We start from the raw sequence: 12,049 nt of genomic DNA, 5'->3' as shown, positions 1-12,049 counted from the left end.
GCGACAGGCAAAGCTGACATCTGCCTGCGGTATAGGGGTGGCGTCCGATGGACATCCTGATCCGGATCGAGCATGCGCTGGAAGTGGCGCTCTCTCGCAGCGGCGACCCGGCCGGTCCGCCGCGCCTGGCCGAGGCGATACGCCATTCTGTGTTCCCGGGCGGCGCGCGCATCCGTCCGCGGCTTTGCCTCTCCGTGGCGCTGGCCTGCGGGGCGGACGGGCGGGCGCTGGAGACCGCCGCCGTCACCGGAGCCGCTATCGAGCTGCTGCACTGCGCCTCCCTGGTGCATGACGACCTGCCCTGCTTCGACAACGCGGCGACGCGACGCGGAGTCGCTTCGGTGCACAGGGCATTCGGCGAGCCGCTCGCGGTGCTGGCCGGCGACGCGTTGATCGTGCTCGCGTTCGAGAGCCTGGCGCTCGGCGTCAGGCGCGCCGCCCTGCTGGCGCCGCTCACCGTCCTGGTGGCCCGCGCCGCCGGGACCCCGCTCGGCCTGGTGGCCGGCCAGGCCTGGGAGTGCGAGACCGAAGTGGTGCTGGCGACCTACCAGCGTGCCAAGACCGCGTCGCTGTTCGCCTGCGCCACCCAGGCCGGCGCGCTCGCCGCCGGCGCCGATCCGGCACGCTGGCGTGCGCTCGGCGACTGTCTGGGCGAGGCCTACCAGGTTGCCGACGACATCAACGACAGCGTCGGCGACGCCGCCACCCTCGGCAAGCCATGCGGCCAGGATCTCGCCCTCGGGCGGCCGAGTGCGGTGGCGCAGCACGGGCTGTCCGGCGCGCACGACCATCTCGATCGCCTGATCGCGGCCTCGGTCGACGCCATCCCGGATTGTCATGGTGCCGCCATGCTGACCGTGCTGATCCGGCGCGAGCTGCAACGCCTGCTGCTGCCCGCCATCGCCGCCTCCCGGGCCGCCTAGAACCGGGCCGCCCGACCGGTAGCAGTCGGCATCCACGCTTGATCTCGTTCGCAACGCTGGCCGACCGGCTGCAGAGCAGTCCGCGTTTCCGCTCCGCGGCGGGCGCCTTCGTGCTGTCACGGCCGCTGGCGCGCAGGCGGGCGAGGGCGGTGTTCGACCTCACCGCCGGCTTCGTCTACTCGCAGGTGCTGCTTGCCTGCGTGGAGCTCGATCTGCCGCGCCTGCTGCTGCGCGGGCCGGCGACCGCCGAAAACCTTGCGAAGACTCTCGACATGACCCCGGCCGCGACGCTGCGGCTGCTGAATGCGGCAACCTCGCTGAATATTGCCCGCAGGCGTCGCGGCGGTCGCTACGGATTAGGTCGCGCCGGTGCGGCGCTGATCGACAATCCCGGCGTGAATGCCATGGTCGCGCATCACCGCCTGCTGTACGACGACCTGCGCGATCCGGTGGCGCTGCTGCGTGGCAAGGCGGGACCGACCCGGCTCGCCGGCTACTGGCCGTACGCGACGCAGGCCGCACTTCCCGGCGCCAGCGAGGTCGCGTCGTATACCGCCCTGATGGCAGCCTCGCAGGCGATGATCGCCGAACAGGCGATGACCGCCTGCGATCTGCGGAAGCATCGCGTGCTGCTCGATGTCGGCGGTGGCGACGGCAGCTTCCTCGCCGCCGCCGCGAAGCGGAGCTCCGGACTGCGGCTCATGCTGTTCGATCTGCCTGCCGTGGCGGCTCTCGCTTCATCCCGATTCGAACGCGACGGCCTGGCCTCCCGGGCAACGGTCCATCCCGGCGACTTCCGCAAGGATCCGCTGCCCCGGGGCGCCGACCTGGTGTCGTTCGTGCGCGTGCTGCACGACCACGACGATGACACTGTCCGTCTCCTGCTGCACCGTGCGCGCGAGGCGCTGGCACCCGGCGGCACCCTGCTGGTGATCGAGCCGATGGCGGAGACCCCGGGCGCCGAGGCGATGGCTGACGCCTATTTCGGCTTCTACCTGCTGGCGATGGGAAGCGGCACGCCGAGAAGCGCATCCCGGCTTCGCACCATGCTGCGAGACGCCGGTTTCCAGCGCTCGGAGCTGCTCCCGACCAACCTGCCGCTGGTCACCCAACTCATTGCAGCAAGCTGACTGTCAGCCTGAATTGTCATCCGTAATGTCAAATCAGGTTGACACCTTCAGCGGTCGCGCTAGCCTGACATTCAAGGGAGGGGATCGCATGCAGGCAGTTGCCGTCGTGATGAGCGCCCCCGGGCATGCCGCCCTCGAGTCTCTCGACCTGACCGCCCCCGGCGACGAGGACGTGGTCGTCGATATCGCCTGGAGCGGCATCAGCGCCGGGACCGAGCGCCTGCTCTGGTCCGGCCGCATGCCCGACTTCCCCGGCATGGGATATCCGCTGGTGCCCGGCTATGAATCCGTAGGCCGTATCGTCGAGGCCGGTGCCGCATCCGGTCGCAGCGCTGGCGAAACGGTGTTCGTTCCGGGTGCCCGCTGCTTCGGTCCGGTGCGCGGCCTGTTCGGCGGCGCGGCGTCCCGTCTGGTGACCGGCGGCGCGCGCGTGGTGCCGATCGCGGACGATCTCGGCGAGCGCGGCATCCTGCTGGCACTCGCCGCCACCGCGCATCATGCCGTGGCGATGCAGGCACCCGACCTGGTCATCGGCCACGGCGTGCTGGGCCGGCTGATCGCGCGCATCACCCTCGCACTGGGCCATCCCGCGCCGACCGTATGGGAAGCGCTGCCCGGTCGCGCAGATGGTGCCGACGGCTACCGGGTCACCACCGCCGAGCAGGACACCAACCGCGCCTATCGCTGCATCGTCGACGCGAGCGGCGATACCGGCCTGCTGGACAGCCTGATCGCCAGGCTGGCACCCGGCGGCGAGATCGTGCTGGCCGGGTTCTATGCCGGCACGCTGTCGTTCAGTTTCCCGCCGGCCTTCATGCGCGAGGCGCGTCTGCGCTGTGCCGCCGAGTGGAAGCCGGAGGATCTCGCGGTGGTGCAGCGCCTGCTTGCCGGCCACCGCCTGTCCCTGGACCATCTCATCACCCATCGCAGCCCGGCCGCCGCGGCGCAGGACGCCTACCGCACCGCCTTCAACGATACCGGCTGCCTCAAGATGATTCTCGATTGGAGAGCTTCGGCATGAACGCACACACCCAGATCGTGCCGGAGCCGTCCAAGCTGGAAGGCGCCAAGCCCGAGACCCAGATCATCGCGATCTACGGCAAGGGTGGCATCGGCAAGAGCTTCACCCTGGCCAACCTCTCCTACACGATGGCGCAGCACGGCAAGCGGGTGCTTCTGATCGGCTGCGATCCGAAGAGCGACACCACCTCGCTGCTGTTCGGCGGCCGTTCGTGCCCCACCATCATCGAGACCTCGTCGCGCAAGAAACTCGCAGGCGAGAAGGTCGAGATCGGCGATGTCTGCTTCAAGCGCGACGGCGTGTTCGCGATGGAGCTCGGTGGCCCGGAAGTCGGCCGCGGCTGCGGCGGGCGCGGCATCATCCACGGCTTCGAGCTGCTGGAGAAGCTGGGTTTCCACGACTGGGGCTTCGACTACGTGCTGCTGGATTTCCTCGGCGACGTGGTGTGCGGCGGCTTCGGCCTGCCGATCGCCCGCGACATGTGCCAGAAGGTGATCGTGGTCGGCTCGAACGACCTGCAGTCGCTCTATGTCGCCAACAACGTCTGCTCGGCGGTCGAGTATTTCAACAAGCTTGGCGGCCATGTCGGCGTTGCCGGCCTGGTGATCAACAAGGATGACGGCACCGGCGAGGCGCAGGCCTTCGCGAACGCGGTCGGCATCCCGGTGCTCGCCGCCATTCCCGCCGACGACGATATCCGTCGCAAGAGTGCCAACTACGAGATCATCGGCCGTCCCGGCAGCCCCTGGGAGCCGCTGTTCATGTCGCTCGCGACCCAGGTGGCGGAAGCGCCGCCGCTGCGTCCGAACCCTCTCAGCCACGACAACCTGCTCGACCTGTTCAAGGGCGATGCGGTCGGGCGCGGGGTGGTGCTCGAGCCGGCCAGCATGACCGACATGTGCGCGGGCATCGCGGTCGCCGAGCGGCCGTCGCTCGAAGTCCTCTACGAGGGCGTGTAGCGATGGACGATTACGATCCCGGCCTCTCCCTGCCGCCGGCTGCCAAGGATGCCGGTTGCCACGGTGGCCGCGAGACGCTGGTGGCCGCAGCCCGCGCGGCCGGCAGCGGTGCGTCGATGGACCGTCTGCTGACCGATTATCCGCGCGGCCCGCATGACCAGCCGCAATCGATGTGCCCGGCCTTCGGCTCGCTGCGCGTCGGCCTGCGCATGCGCCGCGTCGCCACCATCCTCAGCGGCTCGGCCTGCTGCGTCTACGGCCTCAGCTTCACCTCGCGCTTCTACGGTGCGCGTCGCAGCGTCGGCTACGTGCCGTTCAATTCGGAAAGTCTGGTGCGCGGCCAGCTGTTCGAGGACATCCGCGACGCCGTCAGCGAGACCGCCGATCCTGCCAACTACGATGCGGTGGTGGTGATCAATCTCTGCGTGCCGACCGCGTCCGGCGTGCCGCTCGACCTGCTGCCGAAGCAGATCAACGGCGTGCGGGTGATCGGCATCGACGTGCCCGGCTTCGGCGTGCCGACCCATGCCGAAGCGAAGGACGTGCTCGCCGGCGCCATGCTGCGCGCCGCCCGCGCCGAGATCGAGGCGGGGCCGGTGCAGCGTCCCCGCGGTGCGCAGAGCGATCAGCCGACGGTGGCAATGGTCGGCGAGATGTTCCCCGCCGATCCGATGGTCGCCGGTGGCCTGCTGGCGCCACTCGGCCTCGGGGTCGCACCGCCGACCCCCGCGCGCGAATGGCGCGACCTGTATGGCGCCCTCGACTGCGCCGTGGTCGCCGCGATCCATCCGTTCTACACTGCCGCGTTCCGCGAATTCACCACCGCCGGCCGGCCGATCGTCGCCTCCGGACCGGTCGGTGCCGCCGCCACCGAGACGTGGCTCACCTCGATCGCCGCCGCCGCCGGCGTGCCGCAGTCACGCCTCGACGCAGCGCTCGACGCGTCGCTGCCCGCCCTGCGCGCGGTGCTCGCGGCCAACCCGATCCGCGCGCGCATGACGCTGTCCGGCTACGAGGGCTCCGAGCTGCTGGTGGCGCGCCTGCTGGTCGAGGCCGGCGCCGAGCTGCCCTATGTCGGCACCGCGTGCCCCGCCACCGACTGGACCGAGGCCGACCGCATCTGGCTCGAGGCGCGCGGCGTGCACGTGCAGTTCCGCGCCTCGCTGGAGCAGGACCTGCAGGCAATGCGGGTGGTGCGGCCGGATCTCGCCATCGGCACCACGCCGGTCGTGCAGAAGGCCAAGGAGCAGGGCATTCCCGCGATCTACTACACCAACATGGTGTCCGGCCGTCCGCTGCTCGGCGTGCCGGGCATCGGCGCGATGGCGCAGATCGTCCACGCGCAGACCAACGGCCGCGAACGCTTCGCGCGTATGGTGTCGTTCTTCGGCGCCCCTCCCACCGCCGCGATTCCTGCTTCCGCAGCCAAGGGGGCCTGAGCGATGCTGGTGATCGACCATGATCGCGCCGGCGGCTACTGGGGCGCGGTCTACGTGTTTTCCGCCATCAGCGGCCTGCGCGTCATCATCGACGGCCCGGTCGGCTGCGAGAACCTGCCGGTCACCGCAGTGCTGCACTACACCGACGCGCTGCCGCCGCACGAGTTGCCGGTCAGCGTCACCGGGTTGTCGGAAGACGCGCTGTCGATGCACGGCACCGAGGGCGCGCTCAGCCGCGCCAACAGCGTCGGCGACCAGAAGATCCCTGGCGTGGTGGTGACCGGCAGCATCGCCGAGATGATCGGCGGCGGAGTGACGCCGGAAGGCTCCAACCTGCTGCGCTTCATTCCGCGCACCATCGACGACGACCAGTGGCAATGCGCCGACCGCGCGCTGTTCTGGTTGTGGACGCAGTTCGGCCAGAAGAAGTCGAAGGGTCCGCGTCCGGCCATACGCAAGGGTGGCGTCGATACCGCGCCGGCGGCAGCGCCCACACGCCCGAAGGTGAACATCATCGGTGCCATCCACGGCACCTTCAACATGCCGTCGGACGTGCACGAGATCCGCCGCCTGGTCGAAGGTATCGGCTGCGACGTCAACCTGGTGTATCCGATCGAGGCGCATATCGACGACACCCCGCGTCTTGCCGATGCGGTGGTCAATGTCTGCCTCTATCGCGAATTCGGCCGCAAGCTGTGCGAGGAACTCGGCAAGCCCTACCTGCAGGCGCCGATCGGGGTATTCGCCACCACCGCCTTCCTGCGCCAGCTCGGCGAGCTCGCCGGTGTCGATCCGGAACCGTTCATCGAGCGCGAGAAGCGGACTACCATCAAGGCGATCTGGGATCTCTGGCGCTCGGTGACACAGGATTTCTTCGCCACCGGCAGCTTCGCTATCGTCGCCACCGAAACGTACGAGCGCGGCGTGCGGCATTTCCTCGAGGAGGAGCTCGGCATTCCGTGCAGCTTCTCGGTGGCCCGCCGGCCCGGCACCAAGCCCGACAACCAGGCGGTGCGCGCCTCGCTAAAGACCACGCCACCGCTGGTGCTGTTCGGTTCCAGCAACGAGCGCATCTACGCCGTCGAGCAGAAGGCGCGCTGCATCTTCGTGCCGGCTTCGTTCCCCGGCGCGATCATCAGGCGCAGCACCGGCACGCCGTTCATGGGCTACGCGGGCGCCACCTACCTGGTGCAGGAATACTGCAACGCGCTGTTCGACGCGTTGTTCAACATGCTGCCGCTCGCCGGCGACCTCGACGCGATCGAGGCAACGCACGCGCGCGGTGACGCCGAGCTGATCTGGGACGCGCCCGCGGCGCACCTGCTCGACCGGCATCTCGAGCGCGAACCCTTCCTGGTTCGCATCTCGGCGGCAAAGAAGCTGCGTGAGCGCATCGAGCACGATGCCCGCGAGGCGCAGGAGACACGGGTGACGCTGGAGCGCGCGCAGCGCACGCTCGGCGTTGCCGAAACGCTCGCTCGGCGTGCCGAGACGGTCGCCGTGTCATGAGGCAACAGCATCCACTCAAGGAGGTATATTCTTATGGCACTTGAACCGGACCGTCGGACAACCCTGTCCGGCCTGACGGAGCCGGAGGCGAAGGAGTTCAACCGGCTCTTCGTACTCAGCTTCGTCGTCTTCGTGGCGGTCGCCGTAGTGGCGCATCTCCTGGCCTGGATGTGGCGCCCGTGGGGCGGCAGCTACCACACCGCAATGGCGGGCAGCACGCACCTGGCCGCCGTCACCGTGCATCTGCACCCGGTCGCCCTGCATGCCGCCGGGTCCCTGCTCGCCATGCTTGGATAGGGAGGACACACCATGTGGCGTATCTGGATCCTGTTCGACCCGCGCCGCGCGCTGGTCGGGCTGTTCGTTTTTCTGCTGACGCTGGCCCTGATCATCCATTTCATCCTGCTCAGCACCGACCGTTTCAACTGGCTCGATGGCCCGAGCCATGACCGCTTCGGCGGCTCGCAGGTGCAGCAGATGACCCCGCTGCCGGAACCCCCGAAATAGTTCCACACCAGGCATAGAGGACCGCCCCCGGCAGGAGACCGCGATCATGGCGATGCTTAATTTCGAGTACAAATATCGCGTTCGCGGTGGAACGCTGGTGGGCGGCGACCTTTTCGATTTCTGGGTCGGGCCGTTCTATGTCGGCTTCTTCGGCGTCACCACCGCCTTCTTTTCACTGGTGGGAACGCTGCTGATCATCTGGGGCGCGGCCATCGGCCCGACCTGGAATGTGTGGCGCATCAACATAGCACCACCTGACCTCAGCTACGGACTTGGCTTCGCGCCGCTGCGCGAGGGCGGGTTGTGGCAATGGATCACCTTCTGCGCGCTGGGGGCGTTCTGCTCCTGGGCGCTTCGCATGGTGGAGATCGCGCGCAAGCTCGGCATGGGCCTGCACGTGCCGATCGCCTTCAGCGGGGCCATCCTTGCCTACTTCACCCTCGAGGTGATCCGGCCGGTGCTGATGGGCGGCTGGGGCCATGGCTTCCCGTACGGGATCCTCAGTCATCTCGACTGGGTCTCGAACGTCGGCTACCAGCACCTGCAGTTCCACTATAATCCCGCGCATATGATCGCGGTGACGTTCTTCTTCACCACCACCTTCATCCTGGCGATGCATGGTGGCGCGGTGCTCTCGTCGCTCAATCCGCCCGGCGACGAGCCGGTCAAGACATCGGCGCACGAGGACAGCTTCTTTCGCGACCTGATCGTCTATTCGATCGGCCCGCTCGGCATCCATCGCCTCGGCTGGTTCTGCGCCATCAATGCCGGCGTGTGGAGCGCGATCTGCATCGTCATCAGTGGACCCCTCTGGACCCGCGGCTGGCCGGAATGGTGGAACTGGTGGCTCAACCTGCCGTTCTGGAGGTAAGGTCAATGTTCGATTATCGCGCCGCATTCGGCATCGAATACCAGAACCTCTTCAACCGCACCCACGTCGAAGGCCCGCTTGATATCGGCCCGGTCCTGAAGTCCGGCAACGAGTTCCGCCGCGGCCGTCCCTGGACCTCGGTGCTGCTCGGCTTCATCGGCTCCGCCCAGGTCGGTCCCTTCTATCTTGGCGCCGTCGGCTTGGCCTCGATCGTCTGCGGGTTCATCGCCTTCGAGATCATCGGGCTGAACATGCTGGCCTCGGTGAACTGGGATCCGGTGCAGTTCATCCGGCAACTCCCCTGGCTGGCCCTCGAGCCGCCGGCGCCGGCCTACGGGCTGCACATCCCGCCACTCGCGGAAGGCGGCTGGTGGCTGATGGCCGGCTTCTTCCTGACCGCCGCGATCTTCCTCTGGTGGGTGCGTGTCTACCAGCGGGCGCGGGCGCTCGGCATGGGCACCCATGTCGCCTGGGCCTTCGCCTCGGCGATCTTCCTCTACCTGGTCGACGGTTTCATCCGGCCGCTGCTGATGGGCTCCTGGGGCGAGGGCGTGCCGTTCGGCATCTTCCCGCACCTGGACTGGACCGCGGCGCTGTCGGTCCGCTACGGCAACCTCTACTACGACCCGTTCCACATGCTCTCGATCGTGTTCCTGTATGGCTCGACGCTGCTGTTCGCCATGCATGGCGGCACCATCCTCGCCGTCAGCCGCTACTGGGGCGAGCGCGAGATCGAGCTCACCACCGACCGCGGCACCGCCGCCGAGCGCGCCGGACTGTTCTGGCGCTGGATCATGGGCTTCAACGCCTCGTACGAGTCCATCCATCGCTGGGCCTGGTGGTTCGCGGTCCTCTGCACCCTGACCGGCGGTATCGGCATCCTGCTCACCGGCACGGTGGTCGATAACTGGTATCTCTGGGGCGTGAAGCACGGCATCGCGCCGATGTATCCCCACGTCTATCCCTACATCGCCGATCCTGGCCACCTGCGTGGAGTGTTGCAGTGATGCGCGCCCTGACGGCTCCGCTGGAACTGGTCGCGCTGGCCCTGCGCTACAGCCTCGCCGGCATCGTTGCCCACCCCTGGCGCACCCGGGCCTGGGTCGTCGGGCTTATCGCGATCGCCCTGGTGTTCGCCTTCGGCTCCACGCTGGAGCGGCTGCCGGTCACCTCGGTGCAGCTCGGCTATCGCGGCACCGCAATGGAGGCCGAGTATAATCCTCGCCTGCTGAAGCCCGAGATCGAGGCCAACCGGCTGCTACCGGCGCTGCCCGCGGTGCCGGATGCCGGCATCCCGTCGTCGAAGGCCTACAAGAACATCAAGGTGCTGCAGACGGCGGATGCCAACCAGTTCCTGCGCCAGATGGGCGCCTTCGCAAACTGGATCAACCCGGCCGCCGGCTGCGCCTACTGCCACTCGCTGAACAACATGGCCAGCGACAGCCTCTACACCAAGACCGTCACGCGCCGCATGATCCAGATGACGCGCGAGATCAACACCAACTGGAAGGCGCATGTCGGCGGCGTGGGCGTCACCTGCTACACCTGCCATCGCGGCAACTCGATCCCGCAGAACGTCTGGTTCACCGAACCGCCGCCGGGCGCCGGGCACGGCCTCGCGGAGACCGGAACCGGTCAGGGCAGCCCGGACAAGGCATCCGGCCTGACCACGCTGGCGAGCGACCCGTTCACGCCCTTCCTGCTGAACGCGATGCCGATCCGCGTCACCGGCGTCAGCGACCTCAATATCGGCAACAACGCCTCGACCAAGCAGGCCGAGTGGACCTACGGGCTGATGATGCACTTCGCCACCTCGCTCGGTGTCGCCTGCACCTACTGCCACAACACCAACAACTTCGCGTCATGGGACCAGGGCACACCGAACCGTGTTCCAGCATGGTATGGCATCAGAATGGTTCGCGACCTGAACCGGAACTACATGCTGCCGTTGACGAACGTCTTCCCGGCTGGCCGCAAGGGTCCCATGGGCGACGTGGCGAAGATCAACTGCGCGACCTGCCACCAGGGTGCCTACAAGCCTTTCTATGGCGCCAGTGACCTGGCGGCCTATCCACTCCTTGCTCAGAGGAACACGCCGTGACTCGCAGCGATCGGGTAGCAAGCGTCGTCGGGTTGGCAGCCATCGCGCTGCTCGCCTGCCTGCCAACGCGAAGCCTGGCCCAGGACCAACCGGCCCAGGTGCAGCCTTCCGCGGACCTGATCGCACGCGGCAAATACCTTACCGACATGGGCGACTGCGTCGCCTGCCACGCCGCCCCGGGCTATCCGAAGTTCGCCGGCGGCCAATACATGCAGATGCCGTTCGGCGACATCTCGACACCGAACATCACGCCCGACAAGGAAACCGGCATCGGCAACTATACCGATGCCCAGTTCATCCGTCTGATGCAGCGCGGCATCATGCCGGACGGCAGCCGCATCTACCCGGCAATGCCGTATCCCTGGTACGCCAAGGTTCCGAAGGCCGACCTGTTGGCCATCAAGGCTTACCTGTTCACGCTCAAGCCGGTCCATGCGGCGCGGCTGCCGAACAAGATCTGGTTCCCGTTCACCATCCGCCCGGCGATCGCGCTGTGGGACGCGTTCTTCGTGCCCGGCGAGGAGTTCAAGCCGGACCCCTCGAAGTCCGACGAGATCAACCGCGGCGCCTACATCGTCGAGGGTCTCGAGCATTGCGGCACCTGCCACAACCACTGGAACCTGCTCGGCAACACCGCCATCGCGGGCAACGTGGAAGGCGGCGCGATCACCCGCTGGTATGCGCCGAACCTGCGCAACGACGACCTGACCGGCATCGGCCGCTTCAGCGTCGACGACCTGGTTTCCTTCTTCAAGTATGGCCACTCGAAGTCGATGGGCACCGTCGCCGGACCGATGTCGGAGACCATCGACGAGAGCACGATGAAGCTCACCGACAGCGACCTGCATGCGATCTCGGTGTATCTCAAGTCGCTGCCGGTGGTTGCGGCCTATACGCCGACGGATGGCCGCTACCGGCCGGATGCGATGGCGGCGGGACGGCAGGTCTATCTGAGCCATTGCGCCTCCTGCCACCAGGATAACGGCCAGGGCGTCAGCGAACGTATCCCTGCGCTCGACGGCAACGGCATGGTGCAGGCGGCAGGCTCGCAGGATGTGGTGCGCGTCGTGCTGGGCGGTCTCGAGGCACGCGGACCGTACGGGCTGATGCCCGGAGTCGGCGCCGCGATGAGCGACAAGGAGATCGCCTCCGTCAGCAACTATGTCCGCCAGGCCTGGTCGAATCGTGCGCCGGCCAACACGACCACCCTGCTCGTCTCGCTGCTGCGCAAGGACACCCACACCCTGCTGAACGGCAGCCGCCCGGATGGCTGTCCGGCGCTGGCGGAGAACGACCTGGCGAAGGTGCTGGATGACAGCTCGAACGGCATCGGCGCGCTGCTGCAGCAGACCACGGAGGCCAACCTGCTGCAGAACGCCAACACCATCATCAGCAAGGTCCGGGCGGTCGCGCCGCAGATCAAGCGCGAGGATCTGGTGAACGGCCTGGCCATTGCCTACTGCCCGATCGTCGAGAAGGAGCCGGGCCTGCAGGAGAGCCAGCGGATCTGGCAGCTCACCCACTTCGCCGATCGCGTCTACGTCCAGTTGACCACCAACGGCGCCTACTGAGTGCCGGAGCAGAGGAAG

At 67.7% G+C, this 12,049-nt stretch carries 12 protein-coding genes; all 12 read left to right on the top strand.

Features of this window, described 5'->3' with window-relative positions; translation table 11 throughout:
• Nucleotides 1-47 precede the first annotated feature (47 nt).
• The 12 genes from FE263_RS02250 to FE263_RS02195 all read left to right on the top strand — a co-directional run bounded on the left by FE263_RS02250 (nucleotide 48) and on the right by FE263_RS02195 (nucleotide 12,031).
• Nucleotides 48-923: a polyprenyl synthetase family protein gene (locus FE263_RS02250; RefSeq protein WP_138324312.1), complete on the top strand. Its 876-nt coding sequence runs from the start codon at nucleotides 48-50 to the stop codon at nucleotides 921-923.
• Nucleotides 924-961: 38 nt separating this feature from the next.
• Nucleotides 962-2,053 (top strand): methyltransferase, encoded by a 1,092-nt coding sequence (locus FE263_RS02245; RefSeq protein ID WP_138324311.1) that lies wholly within the window; start codon nucleotides 962-964, stop codon nucleotides 2,051-2,053.
• A gap of 88 nt (nucleotides 2,054-2,141) precedes the next feature.
• Entirely contained in the window at nucleotides 2,142-3,074 is a 933-nt protein-coding gene (bchC, locus tag FE263_RS02240) for a chlorophyll synthesis pathway protein BchC (RefSeq protein WP_138324310.1), read from the top strand.
• On the top strand, nucleotides 3,071-4,033 hold the full coding sequence (locus tag FE263_RS02235) for a chlorophyllide a reductase iron protein subunit X (RefSeq protein WP_138324309.1): 963 nt from the start codon (nucleotides 3,071-3,073) through the stop codon (nucleotides 4,031-4,033). The genes bchC and FE263_RS02235 overlap by 4 nt, the downstream gene beginning before the upstream one ends.
• Before the next feature lie 2 nt (nucleotides 4,034-4,035).
• Nucleotides 4,036-5,472: a chlorophyllide a reductase subunit Y gene (bchY, locus tag FE263_RS02230; protein ID WP_138324308.1), complete on the top strand. Its 1,437-nt coding sequence runs from the start codon at nucleotides 4,036-4,038 to the stop codon at nucleotides 5,470-5,472.
• A 3-nt stretch (nucleotides 5,473-5,475) separates the two neighbouring features.
• Nucleotides 5,476-6,981, top strand: coding sequence for a chlorophyllide a reductase subunit Z (gene bchZ, locus FE263_RS02225; RefSeq protein WP_138324307.1), 1,506 nt, complete (start codon nucleotides 5,476-5,478; stop codon nucleotides 6,979-6,981).
• 33 nt (nucleotides 6,982-7,014) lie between these two features.
• Complete coding sequence (gene pufB / locus FE263_RS02220; protein WP_138324306.1) at nucleotides 7,015-7,278, top strand: light-harvesting antenna LH1, beta subunit; 264 nt, start codon at nucleotides 7,015-7,017, stop codon at nucleotides 7,276-7,278.
• Between the two features lie 12 nt (nucleotides 7,279-7,290).
• Nucleotides 7,291-7,488 (top strand): light-harvesting antenna LH1, alpha subunit, encoded by a 198-nt coding sequence (gene pufA / locus FE263_RS02215; RefSeq protein ID WP_138324305.1) that lies wholly within the window; start codon nucleotides 7,291-7,293, stop codon nucleotides 7,486-7,488.
• Nucleotides 7,489-7,534: 46 nt separating this feature from the next.
• Nucleotides 7,535-8,359, top strand: a complete 825-nt coding sequence (gene pufL / locus FE263_RS02210; RefSeq protein ID WP_138324304.1) for a photosynthetic reaction center subunit L — start codon at nucleotides 7,535-7,537, stop codon at nucleotides 8,357-8,359.
• A gap of 5 nt (nucleotides 8,360-8,364) precedes the next feature.
• Nucleotides 8,365-9,366 (top strand): photosynthetic reaction center subunit M, encoded by a 1,002-nt coding sequence (gene pufM, locus FE263_RS02205; protein WP_138324303.1) that lies wholly within the window; start codon nucleotides 8,365-8,367, stop codon nucleotides 9,364-9,366.
• A complete protein-coding gene (pufC, locus tag FE263_RS02200; RefSeq protein ID WP_138324302.1) occupies nucleotides 9,366-10,460 on the top strand; it encodes a photosynthetic reaction center cytochrome PufC in 1,095 nt (364 codons plus the stop codon). The genes pufM and pufC overlap by 1 nt, the downstream gene beginning before the upstream one ends.
• Nucleotides 10,457-12,031 (top strand): c-type cytochrome, encoded by a 1,575-nt coding sequence (locus FE263_RS02195; protein WP_138324301.1) that lies wholly within the window; start codon nucleotides 10,457-10,459, stop codon nucleotides 12,029-12,031. Before pufC ends, FE263_RS02195 begins: the two co-directional genes overlap by 4 nt.
• Nucleotides 12,032-12,049: the final 18 nt, after the last annotated feature.

The sequence above is a fragment of the Lichenicoccus roseus genome, from assembly GCF_005844085.1.
GTDB lineage: Bacteria > Pseudomonadota > Alphaproteobacteria > Acetobacterales > Acetobacteraceae > Lichenicoccus > Lichenicoccus roseus.
Note: the sequence above shows the minus strand (reverse complement) of the source record. Positions and strands in the feature narration are given on the sequence as shown.